The organism is Rhodococcus ruitaii, from assembly GCF_055230935.1.
In genome coordinates, this window is sequence record NZ_JBUYWC010000004.1 from 300631 (window position 1) to 324211 (window position 23581).

25 protein-coding genes and 3 pseudogenes are annotated in these 23581 nt (G+C 64.4%); 11 read left to right on the top strand and 17 right to left on the bottom strand.

Annotated elements, in window-relative coordinates; genetic code table 11:
- Window positions 1-39 precede the first annotated feature (39 nt).
- A complete protein-coding gene (locus tag ACZI8W_RS07245) occupies window positions 40-822 on the bottom strand; it encodes an IclR family transcriptional regulator (protein WP_463367808.1) in 783 nt (260 codons plus the stop codon).
- Window positions 823-1023: 201 nt separating this feature from the next.
- Here ACZI8W_RS07245 and ACZI8W_RS07250 point away from each other — a divergent pair, with 201 nt between their 5' ends.
- The gene (locus ACZI8W_RS07250) at window positions 1024-1785 is read left to right on the top strand and encodes a CoA transferase subunit A (RefSeq protein WP_463367809.1); all 762 of its coding nucleotides are present in this window, start codon (window positions 1024-1026) and stop codon (window positions 1783-1785) included.
- A gap of 2 nt (window positions 1786-1787) precedes the next feature.
- Complete coding sequence (locus ACZI8W_RS07255) at window positions 1788-2444, top strand: CoA transferase subunit B (protein ID WP_463367810.1); 657 nt, start codon at window positions 1788-1790, stop codon at window positions 2442-2444.
- A 32-nt stretch (window positions 2445-2476) separates the two neighbouring features.
- Here the strand turns inward: ACZI8W_RS07255 and ACZI8W_RS07260 are convergent, their stop codons facing one another.
- Entirely contained in the window at window positions 2477-2974 is a 498-nt protein-coding gene (locus ACZI8W_RS07260; RefSeq protein WP_463367811.1) for a DnaJ family domain-containing protein, read from the bottom strand.
- 141 nt (window positions 2975-3115) lie between these two features.
- On the opposite strand from ACZI8W_RS07260, the gene ACZI8W_RS07265 reads away from it, so the two are divergent.
- A complete protein-coding gene (locus ACZI8W_RS07265; protein ID WP_463367812.1) occupies window positions 3116-3313 on the top strand; it encodes an antitoxin Phd in 198 nt (65 codons plus the stop codon).
- A pseudogene (locus ACZI8W_RS07270) lies at window positions 3310-3736 on the top strand (type II toxin-antitoxin system death-on-curing family toxin). The gene ACZI8W_RS07265 and the pseudogene ACZI8W_RS07270 overlap by 4 nt, the downstream one beginning before the upstream one ends.
- 22 nt (window positions 3737-3758) lie before the next feature.
- Here ACZI8W_RS07270 and ACZI8W_RS07275 read toward each other — a convergent pair.
- From ACZI8W_RS07275 to ACZI8W_RS07305, 7 genes are all read right to left on the bottom strand, one after another.
- Window positions 3759-4145: a VOC family protein gene (locus tag ACZI8W_RS07275; protein WP_463367813.1), complete on the bottom strand. Its 387-nt coding sequence runs from the start codon at window positions 4143-4145 to the stop codon at window positions 3759-3761.
- A gap of 142 nt (window positions 4146-4287) precedes the next feature.
- Window positions 4288-4764 (bottom strand): bacterioferritin, encoded by a 477-nt coding sequence (gene bfr, locus ACZI8W_RS07280; protein ID WP_054718582.1) that lies wholly within the window; start codon window positions 4762-4764, stop codon window positions 4288-4290.
- Window positions 4765-4813: 49 nt separating this feature from the next.
- Window positions 4814-5011, bottom strand: coding sequence for a (2Fe-2S)-binding protein (locus tag ACZI8W_RS07285; RefSeq protein WP_463367814.1), 198 nt, complete (start codon window positions 5009-5011; stop codon window positions 4814-4816).
- A gap of 147 nt (window positions 5012-5158) precedes the next feature.
- Complete coding sequence (locus tag ACZI8W_RS07290) at window positions 5159-5908, bottom strand: AIM24 family protein (protein ID WP_463367815.1); 750 nt, start codon at window positions 5906-5908, stop codon at window positions 5159-5161.
- Window positions 5905-6606, bottom strand: a complete 702-nt coding sequence (locus tag ACZI8W_RS07295; RefSeq protein WP_463367816.1) for an AIM24 family protein — start codon at window positions 6604-6606, stop codon at window positions 5905-5907. The genes ACZI8W_RS07290 and ACZI8W_RS07295 overlap by 4 nt, the downstream gene beginning before the upstream one ends.
- A gap of 10 nt (window positions 6607-6616) precedes the next feature.
- Window positions 6617-7237, bottom strand: a complete 621-nt coding sequence (locus ACZI8W_RS07300) for an AIM24 family protein (protein ID WP_463367817.1) — start codon at window positions 7235-7237, stop codon at window positions 6617-6619.
- A gap of 69 nt (window positions 7238-7306) precedes the next feature.
- On the bottom strand, window positions 7307-7759 hold the full coding sequence (locus ACZI8W_RS07305) for an Lrp/AsnC family transcriptional regulator (protein ID WP_463367818.1): 453 nt from the start codon (window positions 7757-7759) through the stop codon (window positions 7307-7309).
- Window positions 7760-7882: 123 nt separating this feature from the next.
- On the opposite strand from ACZI8W_RS07305, the gene ACZI8W_RS07310 reads away from it, so the two are divergent.
- Window positions 7883-8500, top strand: coding sequence for a LysE family translocator (locus ACZI8W_RS07310; RefSeq protein ID WP_463367819.1), 618 nt, complete (start codon window positions 7883-7885; stop codon window positions 8498-8500).
- Window positions 8501-8582: 82 nt separating this feature from the next.
- Here the strand turns inward: ACZI8W_RS07310 and ACZI8W_RS07315 are convergent, their stop codons facing one another.
- Together ACZI8W_RS07315 and ACZI8W_RS07320 are read right to left on the bottom strand one after the other, a co-directional pair.
- Window positions 8583-9545 carry a zinc-binding dehydrogenase gene (locus ACZI8W_RS07315; RefSeq protein WP_463367940.1) on the bottom strand — a complete coding sequence of 321 codons (963 nt, stop codon included), beginning with the start codon at window positions 9543-9545 and terminating at the stop codon, window positions 8583-8585.
- Window positions 9542-10162, bottom strand: coding sequence for a TetR/AcrR family transcriptional regulator (locus ACZI8W_RS07320; RefSeq protein WP_463367820.1), 621 nt, complete (start codon window positions 10160-10162; stop codon window positions 9542-9544). Before ACZI8W_RS07320 ends, ACZI8W_RS07315 begins: the two co-directional genes overlap by 4 nt.
- Before the next feature lie 163 nt (window positions 10163-10325).
- Here ACZI8W_RS07320 and ACZI8W_RS07325 point away from each other — a divergent pair, with 163 nt between their 5' ends.
- Complete coding sequence (locus tag ACZI8W_RS07325) at window positions 10326-11174, top strand: SDR family oxidoreductase (protein ID WP_463367821.1); 849 nt, start codon at window positions 10326-10328, stop codon at window positions 11172-11174.
- A gap of 120 nt (window positions 11175-11294) precedes the next feature.
- Here ACZI8W_RS07325 and ACZI8W_RS07330 read toward each other — a convergent pair whose 3' ends face one another.
- Window positions 11295-12488 (bottom strand): acyl-CoA dehydrogenase family protein, encoded by a 1194-nt coding sequence (locus tag ACZI8W_RS07330; protein ID WP_463367822.1) that lies wholly within the window; start codon window positions 12486-12488, stop codon window positions 11295-11297.
- Window positions 12485-13729 (bottom strand): CoA transferase, encoded by a 1245-nt coding sequence (locus ACZI8W_RS07335; RefSeq protein WP_463367823.1) that lies wholly within the window; start codon window positions 13727-13729, stop codon window positions 12485-12487. Before ACZI8W_RS07335 ends, ACZI8W_RS07330 begins: the two co-directional genes overlap by 4 nt.
- Before the next feature lie 244 nt (window positions 13730-13973).
- Between ACZI8W_RS07335 and ACZI8W_RS07340 the strand changes: the two are divergent.
- Both ACZI8W_RS07340 and ACZI8W_RS07345 read left to right on the top strand, forming a co-directional pair.
- A pseudogene (locus ACZI8W_RS07340) lies at window positions 13974-14773 on the top strand (MFS transporter); the annotation flags it as partial.
- A 124-nt stretch (window positions 14774-14897) separates the two neighbouring features.
- Window positions 14898-15245 (top strand): annotated as a pseudogene (locus tag ACZI8W_RS07345) (AMP-binding protein); the annotation flags it as partial.
- Window positions 15246-15333: 88 nt separating this feature from the next.
- Here the strand turns inward: ACZI8W_RS07345 and ACZI8W_RS07350 are convergent.
- Window positions 15334-16515 carry an acyl-CoA dehydrogenase family protein gene (locus ACZI8W_RS07350; RefSeq protein WP_463367824.1) on the bottom strand — a complete coding sequence of 394 codons (1182 nt, stop codon included), beginning with the start codon at window positions 16513-16515 and terminating at the stop codon, window positions 15334-15336.
- A 167-nt stretch (window positions 16516-16682) separates the two neighbouring features.
- Between ACZI8W_RS07350 and fabG the strand changes: the two genes are divergently transcribed.
- From fabG to ACZI8W_RS07365, 3 genes are all read left to right on the top strand, one after another.
- On the top strand, window positions 16683-17423 hold the full coding sequence (fabG, locus tag ACZI8W_RS07355; RefSeq protein WP_463367825.1) for a 3-oxoacyl-ACP reductase FabG: 741 nt from the start codon (window positions 16683-16685) through the stop codon (window positions 17421-17423).
- A 34-nt stretch (window positions 17424-17457) separates the two neighbouring features.
- Window positions 17458-18669, top strand: coding sequence for an acetyl-CoA C-acetyltransferase (locus tag ACZI8W_RS07360; protein ID WP_463367826.1), 1212 nt, complete (start codon window positions 17458-17460; stop codon window positions 18667-18669).
- A 198-nt stretch (window positions 18670-18867) separates the two neighbouring features.
- Window positions 18868-20493 carry an acyl-CoA synthetase gene (locus tag ACZI8W_RS07365; protein ID WP_463367827.1) on the top strand — a complete coding sequence of 542 codons (1626 nt, stop codon included), beginning with the start codon at window positions 18868-18870 and terminating at the stop codon, window positions 20491-20493.
- Window positions 20494-20606: 113 nt separating this feature from the next.
- Here ACZI8W_RS07365 and ACZI8W_RS07370 read toward each other — a convergent pair whose 3' ends face one another.
- From ACZI8W_RS07370 to ACZI8W_RS07380, 3 genes are all read right to left on the bottom strand, one after another.
- Window positions 20607-21713, bottom strand: a complete 1107-nt coding sequence (locus ACZI8W_RS07370; protein WP_463367828.1) for a class I SAM-dependent methyltransferase — start codon at window positions 21711-21713, stop codon at window positions 20607-20609.
- Between the two features lie 92 nt (window positions 21714-21805).
- Entirely contained in the window at window positions 21806-22690 is an 885-nt protein-coding gene (locus ACZI8W_RS07375) for a LysR family transcriptional regulator (protein WP_463367829.1), read from the bottom strand.
- 3 nt (window positions 22691-22693) lie between these two features.
- Window positions 22694-23563, bottom strand: a complete 870-nt coding sequence (locus tag ACZI8W_RS07380) for a LysR family transcriptional regulator (RefSeq protein ID WP_463367830.1) — start codon at window positions 23561-23563, stop codon at window positions 22694-22696.
- Between the last annotated feature and the right edge of the window lie 18 nt (window positions 23564-23581).

A 23581-nucleotide genomic window follows, 5' to 3' on the forward strand; every position in this document is an offset into this window, starting at 1 on the left:
TATGGGTGAGAACGCTGCCGATCACGCACATAACCTCCCTCAATTTCTCGATTGGGGGCGTCGCCGTAGAAGCTGTGTGAGTCGGTGTGCGTGGTCCAGGAGTGACTCGCCGAGCTCGTCGCGGCGGTTGTCGCGGAAGCGGCTTTCGACGCCGGTGATGCTGAGCGCCCACGTCGGGGCGTCGCGTTGATCGAACACCGCCGCGCCCATGCCCCAGCTGCCTTCGACGATGAGGGCGGGATTGACGGAGAATCCGGCCAGGCGGGTGGCGGCGATACGTTCTTCGATGTCGGAGCGCGCGTGGTCGAGTCCCCACTCGGCCACCAGATCGGTCCTCGACAGATACTCGTCGACGTCTCGATCGGGTAGGTGCGAAAGAATCGCGAGTCCGGCCGACGCCACCCCCAGGGGAAACCGGATGCCGATGTGCAGCACATGGGAGCGCAATGGGAAGCTTCCTTCCTCGACGGCCAGGCATACCGTCTCATCGCCGCGCCGAGCGGACAGATACGCGCTCTCGCCGGTGTCGCGCGCGAGGTCGCGCAGGATGTTCCCGGCGAGTTCGGTGATGTCGTATCGAGTTGCGGCGAGCGAACCAAGCAGGTAGAGCTCGGGCCCCAAGGTCCATCTTCCGGTGTCACGATGCCGGTCGACGAGACCTTCGTCGGCGAGCGTGGACAGCAGCCGGTGGACTGTGGGACGGGCCAGGTCGGTCTCGCGCGCAAGCTCGGACGTCGATGCCCCGCGGGGTTCGTGCGCGGAAACGGCCCGCAGTAGCTCGGCAACCCTGCCTACCAGCTGTCCCTGTGCACTCGACGCCATGGTTCGACGATACGTCCACTGAGTGAACGCGTGTGCGGTGTGTGTTCGTTCAGCGACCAATCTTCTCCTACGTTCTGCCGCATCCTTGAAATATGACTACCCGGCCTATTAATTGGGATAGAGAAATGTGACGTGTTCACCCAGCGGACGCATCCCCCTGCACAGGGCGATGCGACCCACGGACCGGAGAGGTATTGGACTTTGGCTTCCAAGGTATTCGAGACGCCCCAGGCGGCCGTTGCGGACATTCCGTCGGGTGCGTTGCTCGCCGTCGGCGGATTCGGCTTGTGCGGCATCCCCGACGAGTTGATCGCTGCGATCGCCGCGGGCAACGCCACCGGCTTCGAGGTGTTCTCCAACAACTGCGGTGTCGACGGGCACGGACTGGGGATCCTGCTCGGTGAGAAGCGGATCAGCAGGGTCACCGCGTCGTACGTCGGTGAGAACAAGGAATTTGCACGTCAGTATCTTTCCGGCGAACTCGAGGTGGAGCTGACGCCGCAGGGCACCCTCGCGGAGAAGCTTCGCGCCGGCGGCGCGGGTATTCCGGCGTTCTTCACGCCCGCCGGGGTCGGTACCCCGATTTCCGAGGGTGGACTGCCGTGGCGCTACGCCGCCGATGGTTCGGTCGAGATCGCGTCTCCGGCGAAGGAGATCCGTGAGTTCCGCGGTAAGCGGTATGTGCTCGAGGAGTCGATCAACGCCGACTATTCGCTGGTGCACGCGCTCAAGGGCGACACCGAGGGCAATCTGGTGTTCAACAGGGCCGCGATGAACTTCAACCCGCTTGCAGCGATGGCAGGCAAGGTCTGCATCGTGCAGGTCGAGGAACTCGTCGAGCCCGGCGAGATCGACCCGGCCCAGGTGCACCTGCCCGGCGTCTTCGTGGATCGCATCGTGCACACCGGGGTACAGGACAAGCAGATCGAGAAGCGCACCGTCAGCGCTGCGAAGGGAGCCTGAGCATGAGCACGAGTGTGGACACCGCCGAAGTTGTCGGCTGGTCGCGTACCGAGATGGCTGCCCGTGCGGCGCAGGAGCTGTCGCCCGGGGAGTACGTGAACCTCGGGATCGGTTTGCCGACTCTCATTCCGAACTACCTGCCCGAGGGCGTGCGGGTGACGTTGCACAGCGAGAACGGGATCCTGGGTACCGGACGGTATCCGACGGAGGAGGAGATCGATCCGGATCTGATCAATGCGGGCAAGGAAACCGTGACGGTCAATCCTGGTGCGGCGTTCTTCGATTCGGCGTTGAGCTTCGGAATGATCCGCGGCGGCCACATCGATACTGCGGTGCTCGGTGGCATGGAAGTCTCCCAGACCGGCGATCTCGCGAACTGGATGGTTCCGGGCAAGATGGTCAAGGGTATGGGCGGTGCGATGGATCTCGTGCACGGTGCCCGGAAGGTGATCGTGTTGATGGAGCACACCGACAAGTCGGGTAATCCGAAGATCGTGGAGAAGTGTTCGCTTCCGCTGACCGGTGAGGGTGTGGTGCAGCGCATCGTCACCAACCTCGCCGTTGTCGATGTCACCGACGGCGGTCTGAAACTCGTCGAGACCGCGCCGGGTGTGACCGAAGAGCAGGTCCGGCAGGCAACCGGAGCCCCCCTGGCATAGTGCAGCAAGCTGCCCGTGCGTGGTTCTGGTAGCTATCGCGACCAGAACCACGCACGGGCACTCTTGCTGCGCTTTCGGGTGTGTTGCCGCGCCGGTGGTGTGGCCAGTGCGTCCTTTGCCAGAGTGCGCCGTCGCTCTCGCTCGATCCGCCAGGTTTCGAGCACGTCGTCGACGTCGACCTTGTGCAGCGGAACGGGCAGCCGGTCCGGTGAGAGCATGCACGCGGCGATACGGCGATTCAGATCGGCAACGACCTGCCGCACGTCCTTCTCTGTCGGTATCGTCCGCACCGACTCGGGTAGCCGCTCGATCTCCTTGCGCAACTGCAGTTCCGGTGGTAGCAATGCCTCCCCCGACAGACCCTCGCGCTCGAGATAGGTCTTGAGCCACCACATCTCGTCGTTCCCGTGGTTCGGGATGGGTTTGCCTGCGCCGGGAAGATTGTCGAAGTCACCACGGTCCTGCGCGACGCGGATCTGTCGTTCGATCCACGTCTCGAAACTCACGTCCGGACGCTTACGCTCAGTCACGTTCACCAGGGTGCCACTGCGAGCGGTCCGATGCGAGGGCACCTCGTCCGCGGTTAGTGGCGAACTATGAGGATCTACGCAAGGCCGCCGAGGGAAAGAACGGCCCACTCGAGCTTGTACCTGTTAGGTACCGTGGGTCTTGTGCCCGCCCTCGACATCACCTTCACCGACGACGAGATGGACGCAGTCCGCGAAGCCGCCGCCAGCGCCAACACCACCCTCGAGGCGTACGTCCACGACCTGATCATCGACGCGACCAACGGGCACCGTCGCCGTGTCCTCGACGCTGCCGCGCTCGTCGCCGAGCGCTCCGCTGAACTGAACCGTCGGCTCGCGTGAGCGAATACCTCAACCGCGAGGATGTTCTCGCGGCCGGGGGGTCGCCGTGGGCCAGATTCTCGAGGTGGGGGACTACGGGCTTCTGGATGCCGCGATCGCGCGCCCCCAGGCCACTGTGTTCGGTGTCGATGCCTACCCTGACCTGTTTGCCAAGGCCGCGGCGCTGATGCGTCCCTTGCCCGCAACCACGCCCTCATCGACGGGAACAAGCGCACCGCGTGGGCCGCAGCCTGGACGTTCCTGACCATCAACGGGGTACGTCCCGCGCTCGACTATGACGTCGATGCCGCCGAGCAGTTCGTCTACGACGTCGCCAATGGAGTCGTCGCCGACGTTTCCGACATCGCCGCAGGTCTGCGCGCATTCAAGGAGAATCACCGATGCTCGACTGGATCACCGTCACCCCTGATCACCGCGGTCTGACGCGAGTGCTTTCGGTCCGCGGTCAGGACATCGCGGCCTTCGCTTCGTCGCTCAGCTCGACGAGTTGTACGTAGTTGCCGTCGGGGTCGATCGCGGTCGCGAACATGCTGCCGTCGCGGTCCTCGAGCGGCGAATGCCACCTCGTGCCGAGTTCGTCGAGTCGTGCAGCGATGTCGCGCGCACCGGTCACTTCGAGGTTGATGATCAGTCGTCCGGGCTCGGGATTGTGCGCGCCGATATCGGCGCGACGATCGAGCATGATGTAGAAGCCGTCGAAATCGAGGACGTCGTACCCGGGCTCGCCGGGGGTGCGCTCGGACTTCACCGAGAATGCGTTGACGTACCAGTCGCGTAGGCGTTCGGGGTTTGCGCTCGACAGAAGCATGCTGCCGAGGGAGGGGGCGGCCATGAGGTCTCCTTCCGGTGTGGGCGCGGCGGTGTGCCGTGCCTATCCGCCAAGAACAGACCGCCGGATCATCCGGAACTCATCGCAGACACAGGTGAGGGCGACCCCGATGGGATCGCCCTCACCTGTTCTTGCCGCTACGCCCTCATTCTTCCGGAGTCACATGCTTGGCCAGGTAGAGCGGCTCACCGAGCTGCTCCAGCAGGTCGAGCTGGGTTTCCAGATAGTCGATGTGCTCTTCTTCGTCGGCGAGGATCGCCTCGAAGATGTTCGCCGACGTGATGTCGCTGACCGAACGCATGTACTCGGATCCTTTGCGGAGCCGATCACGTGCCTCGACCTCGACGATCAGATCCGATTCGAGCATCTCCTTGACGGTCTGACCCAGTCGCAGCGACCCGAGCCGCTGATAGTTGGGGAGTCCGTCGAGGTACAGGATCCTGTCGGTGAGCTTCTCTGCGTGCCGCATCTCGTCGAACGACTCGGCGCGCGTGTGCGAGGCGAGTTTCGTCCAGCCGCGATCTTCCTGCATCTTCGAGTGCAGAAAATACTGGTTGATCGCGGTGAGCTCGGCGGTGAGCTGCTCGTTGAGTAGTTCGATTACCTTCTTGTCGCCCTTCATGGCACCTCCCGGGGTGAACCATCGGGTTTCACCGCCGGGCAGGGGCTGGCTACACGGCGGTCTCGAGTTCGATGATCTCACTCTGAGAGCGCGCGTGCCGGATGATCGCCGAGATGTTACGGACGCAGTTGCCGCAATCGGTGCCTGCGCGGCACGCCGCACTCACTTCGCGGGTGCAGCGCGCACCTGCGGCAACCTCCGCCTCGATGTGATGATGCGTGAGTGCGTGGCAACTGCAGACGATCATGAGCCACCATTCCTGGACCGACGATTCAAACTAAGGTTGCCCAAACCTTACATCCGGTTAGGCTACCCTAGTGTGTGATCGTAATCACAGTTCGATGGGGACTTCTCCGTGCTGTGCCCAGTCTTGACTCAGGGAGTGTTAGCGCTGTTACTGCTGTTGAAGCTGCTGCGACACCACCTGGTTGATGCGCTGCAACCCACTCGCCGACAGCCCGGGAAGCTGTCCCTCGATGGAGCGCACGATCGACGAATCGTGGATCACCTTCTCACTCGACTGGATCAGGACGGTGCCCGCGCCCGTGAAATCGAACTGGCGTTCCTCCCCCGACTGCACACCGAATCGTCGCGCCCCGGCTGCCAGATGGCTGGTGATCCACGACTCGTCGAAGTGGTGGCTCGGAGAAGGGCAGTCGGCCCAGCCGACGAGAGCTTCCGGATCAACCCGAAGCGGCGGCTCGGCGAACATCACCGGCCCGTTCGATGACGCCAGGAACTTGCCGGTGCCGATCAACGTGAGGAACCCGGGCACAATCGACTGATTCAACGACAGCCCCGGCTCGAACGCGAGCAGATTCGCCTGCCGGATCGTGAGGTTGCCGTCGTCGAGATCGTACGAATTGATGTCGTATCCACGGTCGCCGAGGATCAGCTTCCCGTGGCCGCTTGCCACCACGTAATCACCCAGGTGCATCGGCGCCGAGAACTTCCGCGCCACCGTCTGCAACAGCTGTCCGCTCAGATCGTGCGTGAGGGCGTTGAACTGCATCTGCCCGTAGTACGCAATCATCGCACCCTTCGACAGGAACCAGGGCGCCTGCAGGTCGATGCTGAACGCGTAATTGTTGCCGGGAACGTTGTCGCTGCCCACCAGGTGCGACGGATTCAGGATGGTGCTCACAACTTCTCCTCCGATGCCTGCACGTAGACGATGCCCTGGCCGGTGCACTCGAGTTGCATCGACTCACCGCCGGTCCGGCCGACGTTGCGCCAACTCGTCGAGGATTTGAGTTCGGTACGCACGGGGCCGTAGGAGGCGACGAATGCCTGCGGGTCGACGACCACCGGAGCCGGGCCGCCCACCTGCAACTCGAGGACCCCGCCGTGCGCGAGCAGCACTGCCGCACCATAGCCGGACAACTGTGTGGTGAACATGCCCTGGCCCGTCACCACACCGGTCGCGGCGCCGCGTAACGCGCCGAACAGCCCGCCGCCACCGCCTCCAGACGGCGTTGCATTGGCCGATACCACGGAGCTCTGCAGGCCGGCGGTGTGGGCGAGCAGCCGTGACGCTTCCACTCGGAGCTCCCCTCCGGCCGACATGTCGACGATGTGGGTCTCGATGCCTTTGAAGCCGTAGTGAACGGTGCCCTTGCCCTGCGCGACCATTGTTGCTTCGTGTTCGCCCTGCATCATCCGGCCGGCCATCCCGGCGATGCCGCCGAGTCCCGGTGCGCCGCCGACACCCCCCGGAGTGCCGTGCGGAGCGAACTGCACGTCACCGGTGTAGAAGAGCATTGCGCCACGTCGCGCGATGACAGGTCCCGACTGAATCAGGTCGACCCGCACAACCTTGTTGTTGATCTTGGTGAACGCCATGTCCTGCTCCTTACCGTTCCGCCGGCTGAATGGACACGACGCCGGTGCCTTCCCATCTGAGGGAGAACGCTTCGCCGCTGCCCTGGCCGATCGCCGACCGCCACGACACATCGGTGACGAAGGATTGCGTCAGCATCCCTTTCGCGCACACGAACGCGTCGGGGTCGACGACGAGCGGGTATTGCGGCGACACCTCGAGATGAATGAGCGGGCCGCCCGACGAGAGCAGGGCCACCTGCCCGGATCCCGACACCGTGGTCGTGAACAGGCCCTGCCCGCTCATTCCGCCGCGTACCCCGGCGAATGTGACGTTGGTGCTGAGGTTCCCGTTCAGTGCAAGCAGTTGCTCGGACTCGACCTGCAAGGTCTCGTTGTTCAACTCGAGTACCGTCGTGTTCTGTGCTTGATGCGCGAGATACACGACACCGGAGCCCGTGCATTCCATGAGTGACAGGCCTTCGCCTGCCGCGCGCTGGCGCAGCCCCGCGAGCACACCGTCGCCGCCGCCGAACCCCGCAGATTTGAAGGTGATCTGCCCTTCGTACGCCACCATCGACCCCGACAACGCGCGGATGGTTGAGTTGTTCAACTGGGCTTCGATCACCCGTTTCGATTTCTCGAGCAGTCGCATGGCGCGAAGAGTAGCGGCCCTCGATGACCGTGTCCTTTCGGGTCCCCCACCGCTCGACGACGGAACCGTTCACAGAGGCAGGGGTCGATTCTCCACGACACGTTTCATGACGAGCGTCGAGCTCAATCGTTGGACGCCGGGGAGCGCAGAGAGCTGTTCGTCGTAGAGCGCCTGGTAGGCCGACAGGTCGCGGGTGAGGACGCGTAGGAGGTAGTCCGGGTCGCCGAACAAGCGTTGCGCCTGAATCACGTTGGGAATCGTCGCCACGGCCGTCTCGAATGCGTCGAGAGTGATGCGTTCCGCAGTGTGCATCGTGACGAACACCAGCGATTCGAAGGTGAGGCCGAGAGCATATGCGTCGAGCTGTGCGTGGTATCCGCTGATCGCTCCGTCGCGTTCCAGTGCGCGTAGGCGACGGTGGCAGGGCGAGATGCTCAGACGCACTCGGTCAGCGAGCTCGGTAATGGTGAGTCGACCGTCTTTCTGAAGCTCCGCAAGAATTTCCCTGTCGATTGCGTCCATATCGAAGATCTTCCCCCAAAGTGCGCCTCGCGGGGAAGTACTTGCAAACACATTCCGCGGAGGAGTTCCTAATCTTTCCCTGGGGCTCGTCGCCGGGTCCGATTCATGGAAACGAGGTGACCAATGGCTACCGGTGTCGTGGCTGCGTTCTGGATGGTGTCCGTACTGTTCGTGCTCACGCCGGGCGCGGACTGGGCTTACGCGATCACCGCTGGACTGCGGTATCGGAGTGTCGTTCCTGCTGTCAGCGGGATGCTGCTCGGGCACCTCGCGATGACCGCGGTCGTCGCCGCCGGCGTCGCGGCTGTGCTCGCGCAGTCGCCGGTGTTGCTCGCGGTCCTGTCGATCGTCGGCGCTGCGTACCTGATGTGGCTCGGGGTGGGAATGCTCACGAGTCCGTCGACCCCGGTGGAAGGTGGGCTCGGTGGCACCGACTCGTGGACGCGGCAGACGATCAAAGGTGTGGGGGTCAGTGGCCTCAACCCGAAGGTGTTCCTGTTGCTCCTGGCGCTGCTTCCTCAGTTCACCGATCCGGCCGAACCGTGGCCGCTCGCCGCGCAGATCGCGATGCTCGGTGTGGTGCACGTGATCACGTGTGCTGTGGTGTACCTGGGTGTCGGAGCGGGGGCGAAGCGCGTGCTCCGCGCCCGCCCGGCGGTAGCAACGATTGTGAGCCGGGTGTCGGGCGCGGTGATGATCGTGCTGGGTACGGTGCTGGTGATGGATCAGGTGTTCCTCTAGTCGGTAAAACTTTGTGCCACAAATTTTTTCGTGACTTCAGGGTCTTGCGCGTGCCGTAGTTGTCGCAGACCGATCGGTACCTTCAGGGTGTCAGAACTGCGCGGAACCGGACTTCGCCGTCGAGCAGACGCTGCCGAGCGAATGCGGCATCGTCAAGGAGATACGTCTCCGTGACTGCCGTGACTTCGCCGGTAGCTGCGATCTCGAGCGCCTCATAGAGATGCTCAGGATTGTTGTGCTGGCTGCCAACTACGCGAAGTCGCTTCACGACAAGTTCGCCGACGTTCAGGGTGAGAGGTTCGGCACCCATACCCATTACGACCAATCGTCCCTCTGGTCTCAGCGCCTCGATTGCGTCGCTTTGGGTACGCATGTCATTGCTGGTCGCGAGTACGACGTCGGCCCCGCCCACGCTCGCGAGTTCTGCAGCATCGGAGAAGAACTCGTCAGCGCCGAGGCGGTGAGCAATGTCCTCCTTATCGGCCGATCCGGAGATCGCGAACGTTTGGAATCCCATAGCTTTGGCGTACTGAATCGCCAGATGCCCGAGCCCGCCGATTCCGACTACGGCGATGCGATCACCAGGTTGTGGATCAGCTGCCCGAAGTCCTGCATAGGCGGTATACCCGGCACACAGAATCGGCGCTGCGTGCTCGAAGGGCAGCGTGTCAGGCAGCAAGACGGTGGACTCTGCATCCGCGAGCAGGAACTCAGCGTGGCCGCCGGCGCGATGAATGCTTGTTCCGATTCTGTTGGTGCAGTACAGCGGTCGCTGGCGCCGACACCATTCGCAACGACCACACGCGGACTGCCATAGTGTCACGCCCACGCGATCTCCGACTTGCCGGTTTGTCACACCGTCGCCGAGTTCCACGACCTCGCCTGCGACTTCGTGGCCCGGTGTCCCTACTGCTTGGCTGAGATCGTTGCGACACACGCTGCTCGCGCGACTGCGAATTCGTACCTGGCCCGCGCCTGGTACAGGCATGGGAAGATCCTGAATCAACCAGGACCGCTTTGGTCCAGTCACCACTACTGCTCTCATCGCCACGCCCGTCTCGTTGTCGATACCGAGTTCTTCCGCTGCGGACGTGATGACAGGACAGCCAGCATGATCTCGGCCAACGCGCCGGTTGCTTCGGCGCGGCTGAGTAAGTCGTGATGAGCGTCGCGGGCGAGAGCCTCAGCAGAACCGACCAGCGCGCTGAGCACACCTCGCCCCGGAGTGCCTTCGAGGTTGATGAACGGAGAGAAGACCTGGTGGTACTCCTCGATGAAACGATTGCGCGACTCCTGCAGGAAATCTTTCGTCTCCTCGTAGGCCAACAGCGCCGCGCAGATCTCCTCGTATTCCGGTCCGGTCGAAAGCGCACAGTCCATGTACCCCGCGGCCGCGATTCTGGTGGTCTCCTCGAGTGAATCGCCGCCACTGGCGAGAGCGGCACGCATGCGCTCGATCTGTTGCTCATCGAAGTAGCGGAACAGACCAGCCAGTAGTCCGGCGCGAGTACCGAAGTGATCATAGGCGATCGGTTTACTGACGCCGGCGCTCTCGGCGAGTCGCGCCAGTGTCAGCGAATCGGTTCCATCGCTCTTGATGATCTCGTATGCGACATCGAGAAGCTGCGCCCTGCGGGCATTCTTAGGAAGCCGTCGTCCCATTTTCCGGTCCTCCGTCTCGCCGTACCCCTGCATCCTGAATCTACCGAGCGTAACCGCGTAGTCGGATCGTGGATGATCCGCGCGATCAAGCCGGCTGACGTGTGACCCCCTCGGCTCGATCAGCAAGGAAGCCTCGAACCACGCGGGATTCTTCGTCGAATAGTTGCCAGTTCGCATCATGCGACTTAAGCTACCATCCGTAAGTTACGGATGGAAGGTTAGGCTCGTGAACAGAACCAGCAGCGAAGTGCACAAGCAAAGCGTCGACCATGAGTGCCGGCGGGCCCTGATCATCGGTGGAACCCACGGAGTCGGGCTGGCGATCGCCGAACAGCTGGTGGCCAGCGGCGCTCGAGTTGTCGTCACCGGCCGCAACGCCGACAACGTGCAATCTGCGGCAGGGGTACTCGGCCAGAGGGGTACGGCGATAGTCAGCGACGTCACGGACAGGGACCACATCGATGAGCTGGCGGATCACGTGGGTGAAATGTTCGGTTCCTTGGATGCACTGTTCATCAATGTCGGTGTCGCGGAATTTCAGCCGTACACCGAGGTGACCGAAGCGTCGTGGGATCGGCATTTCGATGTCAACGCGAAGGGCTCCTTCTTCGTCTCCCAGCGATTGATCCCGCTGGTCAAGCCCGGCGGCGGGGTCGTGTTCACCACCGTTACCGCAGGTAGTGCGTCACGTGGCATGGCTGTTTACGCCGCTACCAAGGCCGCCGTTCGAGCCTTCGCTCACACCATGGCCGCCGAGTTGGTCACGCAGAACATCCGGGTGAACACGATCGCACCAGGATTCGTCGATACGCCGACCCTCGGTATCGCCAGCGCCACGCCCGAAGAACGGGCTGCGATCCGTCAGATCGGTGATCAGGTCACCCCGATGAAGCGACACGGCACGCCCGACGAGATTGCTCGAGCCGCGCTTTTCCTCGCTTTCGATGCCACCTTCACCACCGGAACCGAGCTCCAAGTTGATGGCGGAGTATCAGGAATTGAAGTGCCGTAGACCGGGACGACTTCCTTCGCGATGAAGGTGCGAACCGGTCTCCCGACGCTCGTTACCCCCGTTGAACATCGTATGCTGCAAAGCTATTCCTTCTGGTATGCGTGACAGCGGATTGCCGGACTACAGCGCGTACTCGCGGAGGATGCCCTTGCTGATAATCGTCTTCTGGATCTCGCTGGTGCCCTCACCGATGAGCAGGAACGGCGCCTCACGCATGAGCCGCTCGATCTCGTACTCCTTGGAGTAGCCGTAGCCACCGTGGATGCGGAAACTCGCCTGTGTCACCTCGGAGCAGTATTCGCTCGTCAGGTATTTGGCCATGCCGGCCGCGACGTCGTTGCGCTCACCCGAATCCTTCAGGCGTGCAGAGTTGACCATCATCAGGTGCGCGGCCTCGACCTTGGTCGCCATCTCGGCGAGGGAGAACGCGATCGCCTGATGCTGTGCGATCGGCTTGCCGAACGTGGTGCGCTGTTGCGAATACCGTGCTGCGAGCTCGAATGCGCGGATCGCGACACCGCACGCGCGGGCGGAGACATTGACGCGACCGACCTCGACGCCGTCCATCATCTGGAAGAAGCCACGACCGGGAGCGCCGCCGAGGATGGTGTCGGCGGAGGCGTGATAGTCGTCGAAGACCAGTTCGGTCGTGTCGATGCCCTTGTAGCCCATCTTGTCGATCTTGCCGGGGATGGTCAGCCCGGGTGCCACCTCGCCGAAGCCGGCAGGCTTCTCGACGAGGAACGTGGTGAGGTTCTGGTGTGGCTTGTCGGCTCCCTCTTCGGTACGGACGAGCGCGGCGACGAGGGTGGAGCTACCGCCGTTGGTCAGCCACATCTTCTGGCCGTTGAGGACGTAGTTGCCGTCGGCATCGAGCTTGGCCTTCATGCGGATCGCAGCGACGTCGGAGCCGAGTTCGGGCTCGGACATCGAGAACGCCCCGCGCACCTCGCCGGTCGCCATGCGAGGCAGGAAGTGCTGCTTCTGCGCCTCGGTTCCGTGCTGGCGGATCATGTACGCGACGATGAAGTGCGTGTTGATGACGCCGGAGACGCTCATCCAGCCCCGCGCGAGTTCCTCGACGCACAGGGCGTAGGTGAGCAGTGACTCGCCGAGTCCGCCGTACTCCTCGGGGATCATCAGACCGAACAGACCCATCTCGCGCATCTGATCGACGATCGCCTGCGGGTAGGTGTCGGAGTGCTCGAGTTCCTGTGCGCTCGGGATGATCTCACGGTCGACGAAGCGTCGCACGTTGTCAAGGATCTCGGTCTGGAACTCTGTCAGGCCGATCGTCTGGGCGAGGCGGGTCATGCGTTGTCCTTCTGTTTGGTGCGGACAGAGCCGGCGGCGGCGAGTGCGTCGATCTCGTCGTCGGTGAGGCCGAGATGTTCGGCGAGGATCCCGGCGGTGTCGTCGCCGTTGGCGGGGGCGATGCGCACGGGAGGGTGCTCACCGTCGAACGACATCGGTGTGCTCGGTGCGAGATGCGTGCCGATGCGCGGCTGGTCGATCTTCTGGAACATCGGATTGTTCGTCACGCGTGGGTCGGTGGCGAGTTCGGCGAACGTGCGGTAGCGCTCGTGCAGGATGGAGGTGCCGTCGAGCGCTGCCTCTGCCTCGGCAACGGTGTGTTCACGGAACCATTTGGCGACCAAGCCGTTCAGCACCTCGCGGTGTTCGAAACGGACACCTTCGTCGCGGAAGTCGACGCCGAGCGCGGCCTCGAGAGCAGCTGCGGCCGAGGTGGTTCCGGTGAGCTCGGTCAGGTCGCGGAAGTGTCGCGGGGTCAGGGCGACGATCATGATGCGAGCGCCGTCTGAGGTGGTGAAGTCGGAGCCGTAGGTGCCGTAGACGGCGTTGCCGAAGCGGCCGCGTCCGGGAAGGCCGAGCTGCGCTTCGGCAAGATAGCCGAGGTTGCCTGCGGTGGCGAAGGCGACATCCTCGAGCGGCAGCACGATCTTGGTTCCGGCGCCGGTGATCTCGCGTCGGTAGACAGCCGACGCGACCGAGAGTGCCGCGTAGAGGCCGCAAGAGACGTCCCATGCGGGGAGTACGTGGTTGACGGGGCCATCGAGATTCTCGGGTCCGGTCACCTGTGGGAATCCGGCGGCGGCGTTGACGGTGTAGTCGACGGCGCCGGTGCCGTCGGCCCGTCCGAGGACCTGGACGTGGATCAGATCGGGCCGGATCGCGGCGAGTTCGTCGTAGTCGAGCCAGTCGCGTCCGGCCGCGTTGGTGACGAGTACACCGGCGTCGATGATGAGATCTCGAATGATATTGCGTGCCTGAGTGTCACGGAAGTCGGCGGCGAATGATCGTTTGCCTTTGTTCAGGCCGGCCCAGTAGATGGACTCGTCGTCTTCGGTCAGGGGCCATCGGTGGTAGTCGGCTGCTCCGCCGATCGGGTCTACGCGGATGACGTCGGCGCCGAGGTGCGCCAGCGTCATGCCGCACAGGGGCGCGGCGACGAAACTCGACACTTCGACTACGCGCACACCCGCAAGTGGGGCGGTGGACGAGGGCAACTGGTCTGTGGAGGCGGTGGAGTTCATGGCGTCACTGTCCTCGTCCGTCACGTGTGTTCGGGCACGCGTGACCCGAATCGGTTCCCAGCCAGCATGCAACAGGTTTCCGGGGTAGACCAGCGCCGATCGGCTATCGGTCGGTTAGCGCAGATCAATATCCCGCCTCGGTTGTGACGGGTCATAGGTTCTGATGATCGTTCGGATCGCGTAGAACTCTTTGTGTTCGGTGAGCTCCGTCACGTTGAATGAAGTCCAACGTCAGGCGTGATAATCCGCACTCGGCATCATCGCTCAGCCGCTTGCTCGCGAGTTCGGCATGGACGCCTCGCAGATCGGCCTGGTCGGCTCGCTGTTCTTCGTGACCTTCACGGTCGGCGGCTTCCTCGCCAGACCGCTCGAGAAGAAGCTGACCCTCGAGTGGGCGCTGCTCGCGCTCGCACCGATCCTGGCCTTCATCACCGTCGAGTACGGCTAGCGGATGGCCATCGTTGCGCTGTCAGTTCTCGGCCTCGTGTGGATCGTCTTCTGGGTTCCCTCTTCAAGGAAGGCCCCTACACCACCAAAACGGTCAAGAGCGCCGATACCGCGGTGGCGTCCGTGCCGACCGAACCGTCCGTGCGGTGGCGCAAGATCTTCCTCACTCGCACCTTCGTGACCTGCGTAATTCTGATTGTGGTCGTCTACGGGCTCACCACCGTAGTGCTCACCTGATTGCCGTCCTACTTCGAAGTGGGCCTCGGCTACAGCGCTCTGCAGGCCGGTTCGATGTTCGCCCTGCCGTCCATCGTCGTGCTCTTCCTGATGATCTCGTCGGGCACCGTCACCGGCCGCATGCGTGGATGCGGCCATACCTCCCGCGTGGTCCGCATCATTGTTCCCGCCGTCGGTGTGCTCATCTGCGGCACGATTCTGGTCTTCCTGCCGTCGATCGGCACCCCGGCCCTCGCGGTTGCGGTCGTCTCCATCGGCTACGGCTTCGGTGCCATCGCCGCGGTGCTTGTGCTGGTGTTCGCCAATCCCGAACGCGACCGCAAGATCATCCGGGGCGAGGTGCTGGCGAAGTCGGCATAGTCGCAGTTTGCCGGTGTCCATTCCACCGGATTGCAGACCAGACCGATTTGTTCGCTGTCACAAAAGGACCGATCCACATGCGCGATGCCGTGATCGTGGATGCCGTCCGTACTCCATCGGATGCCTGGGCAACTGCGCCGATTTTCACATCGCCTACTACGGCGCATTGCGTGCCGGTGCCACGTTGACCCTCGTCAATCCGCTTCAGCCAGGGCGGGGTCTGCGACGCCAGATCGAGGAGACGGGAGCTGTCGCTGCCGTCACGGCACCCGCGCTGCTGGCGCGTCACTCCATCGAGTTCGAGCCCGCGCAGGTGCGCGGCGACGACGTCGCGCATATCGCGTACACCGGTGGTACCACCGGGGTGTCGAAGGGCGTGCGTGTGCTGCATCGCAATGTTGTCGGCAATGTGACGCAGCTGTGCGGATGGCGTGCCGGACACCAGACCGTAGTGAAGGGCACCGATCTGCGCGCCGCGTATTTCATGGAATCATAGTTCCGCGCGCGAAGGAGGCAGCCACACCCCGTCGACGGGATGTGGCTGCCCCTGTGTGAAGCGGTTACGGCGAGCGCTGGGCCTGTTTGACGAGTCCGCCGCCGATGATCAGGCGCTGGATCTCGCTGGTGCCCTCGTACAGCCGCAGCAGCCGCACGTCGCGGTAGATGCGCTCGACCGGAACCTCACGCATGTAACCGGTACCGCCGTGGATCTGCACCGCGAGATCGGCGACCTTGCCGACCATCTCGGTGCAGTACAACTTCGCGACCGACGGAGCGATTCGGCGGTCGGTTTCCTCGACCCACGCGCGCGCGGCGTCGCGCACCAGGGCGCGGCCGGCCATGACACCGGTCTGCTGGTCGGCGAGCATCGCCTGCACGAGCTGGAAGTTGCCGATCGGGTTGCCGCCCTGCGTGGCGGTGGCGGCGTATTCGACGGACTCGTCGAGGGCCCGTTGTGCCTGGCCGACCGACAGCGCGGCGATGTGCACGCGACCGCGCGCGAGGGAGACCATCGCAGCCTTGTATCCGACGTCTTCGCTGCCGCCGACGAGCGCGGAGTTCGGCACGCGGACATCGTCCAAATGCACATCCGCGGTCCAGGCGCCTTCCTGGCCCATCTTGGCGTCCTTGTTTCCGACCTGCACGCCGTCGGTGTCGGCGGGGACGAGGAACACCGCGATGCCGGTTCCGTTCTCGTCGGCCGGGCGGGTGCGGGCGAACACGATGAACAGATCGGCGAGCGGCGCGTTGGTGATGAAGCGCTTCGCGCCGGTGATGATCCAGTCGTCGCCGTCGCGGATGGCCTTGGTGCGCAGGCCCGACGGGTTGGAGCCGGCGCCGGGCTCGGTGAGTGCGAATGAGGCGACGACGTCGCCCGAGGCGATACCTTCGAGCCACTGCTTTTTCTGCTCGTCCGTCCCGAAATTGACGATGACCTGGCCGGCAATACCGTTGTTGGTGCCGAACATCGACCGCAATGCCAGAGTGGTGTAGCCGAGTTCCATTGCGAGTTCGGCGTCCTGCTGGAGGTTCAGGCCGAGACCGCCCCACGCCTGCGGGACGGCGTAGCCGAACAGACCCATGTTCTTGGCAGCCTGACGGATGTCGTCGGGAATCGCGTTGGTGTCGGCGATCTCCTGCTCGCGGGGGAGCACGACGTTGCGCACGAACGCGCGGGTCTGGGCGAGGATCTCGCGGAAGTCGTCTTCGTCGACCTCGGGGGTCGGAGTCGCAAGTGTCATGGCTACCACTTTCGAGGCACACTCGGACCCTGTCCAATACGAATGGCGCCATTCCCGTATAGGCAGTCTCGATGGATTCGGGAAGGTATTTCGTGCGGTCACGCGGATATATTCGGGGGCATCGACCCGTTCCGGGGACAACTCAGTTCCCCTCGAAAGGATTCCAGATGTCGCTTTTGGAGAACCGTACCGCCGTGATCACAGGTGGCGCCCAGGGTATCGGCTTCGCGATCGCCCAGAACTTCGTCGATGCCGGTGCTCGCGTCGTCATCGGCGACCTCGACCTCGACGCCGCTACCGCAGCAGCGGAGAAACTCGGCGGTCGAGACGTCGCGCGTGCGGTGAAGGCGGACGTCGTCGAATCCGCAGACTGGAACACCCTCCTTGCAGAGGCGGTCGACGGCTTCGGTTCTCTCGACGTCGTGGTCAACAACGCCGGTATCACCCGCGACGCGACGATGCGCACGATGACCGAGGAAGATTTCGATCTCGTCATCTCGGTGCATCTCAAGGGCACGTGGCACGGCACCCGTAAGGCTGCCGCGATCATGCGTGATGCCAAGCGCGGCGCGATCGTCAACATCTCGTCGCTGTCCGGCAAGGTGGGCATGGTCGGCCAGACCAACTACTCCGCCGCGAAGGCCGGCATCGTCGGTCTCACCAAAGCCGCCGCGAAGGAAATGGCGCACCACGGTGTGCGTGTCAACGCCATCGCGCCCGGCCTGATCCGTTCGGCGATGACCGAGGCCATGCCGCAGAAAGCGTGGGACCAGAAGATGGCGGAGATCCCGATGGGCCGTCCGGGCGAGGTCGACGAAATCGCTTCGGTGGCACTGTTCCTCGCCTCCGACATGTCGTCCTATATGACAGGCACGGTTCTCGAGGTCACCGGCGGCCGCTTCATGTGACGGTTCCCGCCACTCTCATTCCAGAAAGGTCATCATGCGCGAAGTTGTCATCTGCGAGCCGGTCCGTACCCCCATCGGCCGCTACGGCGGGATGTTCCAGTCCCTGACCGCGGTCGATCTCGGTGTCACGGCTCTGAAGGGTCTGCTCGAGCGGACGGGTGTGTCTCCCGACGAGGTCGGCGACGTCATCCTCGGCCACTGCAACGCCAACAGTGAGGCCCCGGCCATCGGTCGTGTCGTCGCTCTCGACGCGGGTCTTCCGGTCAGCGTGCCCGGCATGCACATCGACCGTCGCTGCGGCTCCGGACTGCAGGCTGTGATCCAGGCCGCGCTTCAGGTCGGCACCGGTGACAACGAGCTGGTCGTGGCCGGTGGCGCCGAGTCGATGAGCAACGCGGCGTTCTACTCGACGGACATCCGCTGGGGCGGTGCACGCACCGGTGTGCAGATGCACGACGGTCTCGTCCGGGCGCGCTCGACCGCGGGCGGCAAGCACTACCCCGTCCCCGGCGGCATGATCGAGACCGCCGAGAACCTGCGCGCCGAGTACGGCATCACCCGTCAGGAGCAGGATGAGCTCGCCGCGGAGTCGCACCGCCGCGCGGTGGCCGCTCAGCAGGCCGGCATCCTCGCCGAGGAGATCATCCCGGTCACCGTGCCCTCGCGTAAGGGCGACCAGATCATCGACACCGACGAGCATCCCCGAGCCGACACCACCGTCGAGACTCTCTCGGCGCTGCGTCCGATCATGGGCAAGCAGGATCCGGACGCCACCGTCACTGCCGGCAACGCCAGCGGGCAGAACGATGCCGCGTCGATGGCGATCGTGACAACCCCGGAGAAGGCTGCGGAGCTGGGCCTGACCCCGCTCGTGCGTCTGGTGTGCTGGGGTGTGGCCGGTGTCGCGCCCAAGGTCATGGGTATCGGCCCCGTTCCCGCCACGGAGATCGCTCTTGCCAAGGCCGGTATCGGCCTCGCCGACGTCGACGTCATCGAACTCAACGAGGCGTTCGCGGCGCAGGCGTTGGCAGTGACCCGCGAGTGGAAGTTCGGTGCCGCAGACTTCGAGCGCACCAACATCCACGGCTCCGGAATTTCGCTCGGACATCCGGTCGGCGCGACCGGCGGCCGCATGCTCGCGACACTCGCCCGCGAACTACACCGTCGTGAGGGCCGCTACGGACTCGAGACCATGTGCATCGGCGGCGGCCAGGGCCTCGCGGCGCTGTTCGAACGCGTGTCCTGATCCGACTGCGCACTGAGTGGCGCCGACGACGGTCGGCGGGCGTCTGCCCGCCGACCGTTCCATGTTTCCGCTGGTCGGACACCCCCGTTGAAGCCAGAACTGATATGTGTTCTACTTTTTATCCAGAGTGGCGTACGGCACATTTCGGACAGGGGTGTGAGCGGCGCCGTCGCAGGACTGATCGGAAGGAACCGTCCCATGTCTCTGAATCTGGCCGACCTCACCGAAGCCGTGGTCGACGCGATTCCCGATCGCACAGCCCTCGTCTGCGGCGAGCGATCACACACCTACGCGCAGTACGACGCCGCCGCCAACCGGATCGGGCATCACCTCGCCGCCGCAGGTGTCGAACCTGGAAACCATGTCGGGCTGCACATGCGGAACAGCCTCGAATACCTCGACACTATGCTCGGCGCCCTGAAAGTCAGGGCCGTTCCGATCAATATCAACTTCCGCTACGTAGGTGCCGAACTCGAGTACCTCTACAACAATGCCGAACTCGTCGCGCTCATCGTGGACGCAGACCTGACCGACGTCGTCGCCGAGGTCCTGCCCAAGTGCCCGAATCTGCGTCACATCGTGGTCGTCGGCGATGCCCCCACACCGGCGCTCGACGACGCGGCTGCGCGTGCCGAGATCACCGTCGTGCGGTACGACGACGCCGTCGCGGGCGCGTCAGACAAGCGGGACTTCCCGCCGCGCAGCAACGACGACCTCTACATCATCTACACGGGCGGCACCACCGGCATGCCCAAGGGCGTGATGTGGCGACACGAGGATTTCTACTTCGCAGCGCTCGGCGGTGGCAACGCGTACGGCGACCCGCACGACAGCCCCGAGTCGCTCGCCGCCGCGGCTGCGGCCAATGAACACCCGTTGACGTATGTCGTCACCGCTCCGCTCATGCACGGTGCTGCCATGTACGCCGTGTTCATGGGGCTGTTCATGGGCTTCCCGCAGGTGATCATGCGGAACTTCGAACCCGCGGAGGCGCTCCGCCAGATCGACGAGCACAAGGCCGCCGTGCTCATGGTCGTCGGAGATGCGATCAGCCGGCCCATCGCCGATGTCCTCGCGGAGCGTCGCGACGAGTTCGACCTCAGCTCGCTGATCGTCATCGGTTCGGGGGGTGCGTTGTGGTCGGTCAGTGTGCGCAACCGCTTGAAGGAACTGCTCCCCAACGTCATGTTGCTCAACTCCTTCGGCTCGTCCGAATCGGGAGCCAATGGCGCTCTCACTCCCGGCGAGGACGGGAAGCAGCGCCTCCCGGCCTCCCCGAAGGTGCGCGTCGTCGACACCGACTACACGACGATCGAGCCGGGGTCCGACGTCATCGGCTACCTTGCGCGGGTCGGTCACGTACCGGTCGGCTACTACAACGACCCCGAGAAGACCGCTGCCACCTTCCCCGTCGTGGACGGAACGCGAATGTCTCTGCTCGGTGACCTCGCCACGGTGGAGGCCGACGGCTCGATCGTCGTGCTCGGACGAGGCTCGGCCTGTATCAACAGCGGCGGCGAGAAGATCTACGCCGAAGAGGTCGAAGAAGCCGTCAAGGGGCACCCCGCTGTGGAGGATGCGCTCGTCACCGGCGTGCCGGATCCACGTCTGGGGGAGACGGTCTCCGTGGTCGTGCAGTTGCGCGCAGGTGCACCGGAGCCGACGCAAGAGGAACTCGCCGAGCACTGCCGGACCGTCATCGCCGGGTACAAGGTGCCCCGGCACGTGGTAGTCGTCCCGGAGATCCTGCGCTCCCCCGCGGGCAAAGCCGACTACCGCTGGGCGAAATCGACACTCGAGCAGTCGGTCGGCGCGACCGCCTGACCAGGAATCGAATCGTCGTCCGGGGGCCTCGGTATGTGCAGGGAAGCGCACACACCGAGGCCCCCGGATCCACGACACACGCTGCGCCGGTGTCGAGAGGATGCTGCGACGGATCACCCGTTCGACAGTCGGTAGAACCGGAAGAAACTGAAGTCCTCGATCGGGAGGACGTCCATCCGGGTGAAGCCCGCCTCCTGCGCGTACTTCCGCAGAGTTGCGGGGCGCATGACAGTGCCCGTCCCCACGCTCGGCTGATGACTCATCCCGTCGGGGAGGCAGACCGTCAGACTGTATCCGTACATGAGCCGTTCGACGTCGTCGCCCGGCGCGGTGAACTCCTCCCCGACGGCCTCATCCATCACGACCACCGCGCCACCCGGCACGAGTGCGCGACGTGCTGCCGCGAGCACCTGTACCGGCTGCGGCATGTCGTGGATGCACTCGAATGCGAACACCATTCGGAAAGACGACTCGGGCAGGCCGGATGCGTCCGCTTCGGTGATCGTGATCCTTTGTGCTACATCGGGTTCAGACGACACATTCGAGCGAGCGAGTTCGACCGTGTCGGTGTCGATGTCGAATCCGTGCAACGTAGCGTTCGGATAAGCCCGAGCAAGGGCGATAGTGGACCATCCACCGCCGCAACCGATATCGGCGATCGCAGCGCCCGGGGTCTGGAGCAGTCCGTCGACCTCCGGCACCGATTGCAGGGCCCCGGGCAGCGCCAACTCGAACCACGGGCGGTTCACGTCGGACTGCGACTCGCGTGCATCTCTACCGTAGCGCGCCCAACCGACGCCACCGCCCGTGCGGTACGCCTCGAGCAGGGCTGGGATCTGCATGGCGCCGCTGGTGAGGAGGCGCGGCAGCGGAGTCAGATACGCCAGACTGCGCTCATCGGTGAGTACTTCCGCTCCGGCGGGCGACAGTGTGAAATGCGGGGGTTCGTCGTGGTCGACGCAGAGCAGCCCGGTTACTGCCTGCTGTTCGAGCCACTCGCGCGCATACCGCGGGTGGGTTCCGGTGCGGGCGGCGAGTTCGTCGGCCGTGGCCGGGCCGTCGGACGCGAGACTGCGGTACCAGCCGAGTCGGTCGCCGAGAAAGATGGCGAACACGTCGATCGCGCCGAGGGCGGCGTCGATGATGCGCTGTGCGTAGGTGTCGATCGCGTCAATGTCGGCGACAGGAGGAGACGATTGTTCAGGGGTGGATGTGGACATGATTGTCATCTCGGTCCAGGAGAGGGAATGGTACCTACCATCGTGATCCCCGACCCGGCCGGTGTCACCGATCGTTCGTCGTTCGAATCATCTCAGGGCTGATCGGTCGAAGACTTCACGAGGTCGACGAATGCGCGACCGGCCTTCGACAGCGTCGCGGGGTCGTACGCAAGGGCAACCGTGCGGGTGAAGGTTGGCTCGCACGGTCGCACCACGGCGATGTCGCGGACCGATTCCGCGATCGAACGCTCCAGCAGCGACCCGCCGAGCCCTGCCAACACCATCGGGGGTCGTGCTTCCCGGTGATCGGTGACCGCGGCGATGCGCGGCGCGGCATCGTTCCGGTTCATCTCGCGGTCCATCGCGTCGCTCAGGATGCCACCTCCGCGCGGCACAAACACCATGGGGATCGGGGGCAGCGAGGACAGGGCTACCGGTCCGGGTGGGAGTTCGGTTCCCGGCGGATACGCAAGCCAGTATTCCTGCTCGTCCAGTTCGATCACCTCGAGTCCGAAGCCGTTCTCGAGCGGTAGGTGCGCGACCACGAACTCGCAGTGCCCGTCGCGGATCACCGATGCAGAGTCACCCTCGTTGCGGAGATCGCCGAAGCGCACCGTCGCTTTGGGGTGGGTGCGCCGGAACCGAGCCACCAGATCGATGATCGGGCCGGTGGCGAGGGCGGGGAACACCATCAGGTCGAGACGGCCGGTGACCTCGGCGGAATGCGAGGTCAACAGCTCCTCCACCCCCGCGACGTCACGCAGAATCTGGCGGCTCGGTCCGATGAGGGTGTGTCCGGCAGCGGTGAGAACCATGCCGCGGCCGATGCGGTGGAACAGCTGCACGCTCAGCTCGCGTTCCAGGCTGCGCAGCGCCTGTGACACCGTCGGCTGCGCGACTCCGAGCGCGGCGGCTGCGCCGTTGATGCCATCGTTCTCGACGACCGCAAGGAAGTATTCGATCTGGCGGAATTCCATCGTCTACGCTCCCGGTTTCGTGCCGGTTGCGGCCGCGATGAAGGCAGCCGCTGCCGGTGACGGTTCCCCGGCTCGCAGGACGAGTCCGACGGGACGGTGCAGCGGCGGGTCGAGCCGCAGGACGGTGGCGCCGGGTATCTGCTTCTCGGCGACCTGCCGGGGCATCACGGTTGCTCCGGTACCACGCATCACGAACTCCCAGATGGCGGTGGGGTGAGCGCAGTCGACGACGACGTTGTCGAAGCCCAGCAGCTCCCCGGATTTCGCAGCGTCGGCGGGTGATCCCAGGTCGATGACCAGGGGAACCGTGCGGACGACCTCGCGCGGGACCGGGTCGGGAAGCTCGGCCGCGAGGTCGGGATGCAGGGCGAGGACCATCTCCTGTTCGAGGAGGGGAACGGTGATCATGCCGGCATGCTCGGCCGACAGGTCGGTCAGTCCGATCTCGGCCTCGCCGCGTCGGAGTGCGGAGTGCACACCGGCCGGGCCGTCGGAGTCGGAGATCGCCACCATGACGCCGGGATGACGGTCCCGGAACCGTCGGACGAGTTCGACGACGGGATGGATGGAGAACGCGGAGTAGGTCACGATCTGGATGCGACCGGTTTCGAGCTCGCGGACCGCGGCGACCTTGCTCTTCGCGCGTTCGACGTCGGCGAGAATACGACGTGCCGCGACTTCGAGGGTGCGGCCGTCCTCGGTCAAGGTGAGGCGCCGGCCGGTCCGGTCGAAGAGGGTGGTGCCCAACCGGCGCTCGAAGTTCCGAATGGCCTGCGACAGTGATGGCTGTGAAATATACAGAGCCTGGGATGCTTTCGTGATTCCACCGTGGTCGATGACGGCCACGAAGTAAGTCACGAGATGCAGGTCCACGCGTTCATCCTAGGTGGC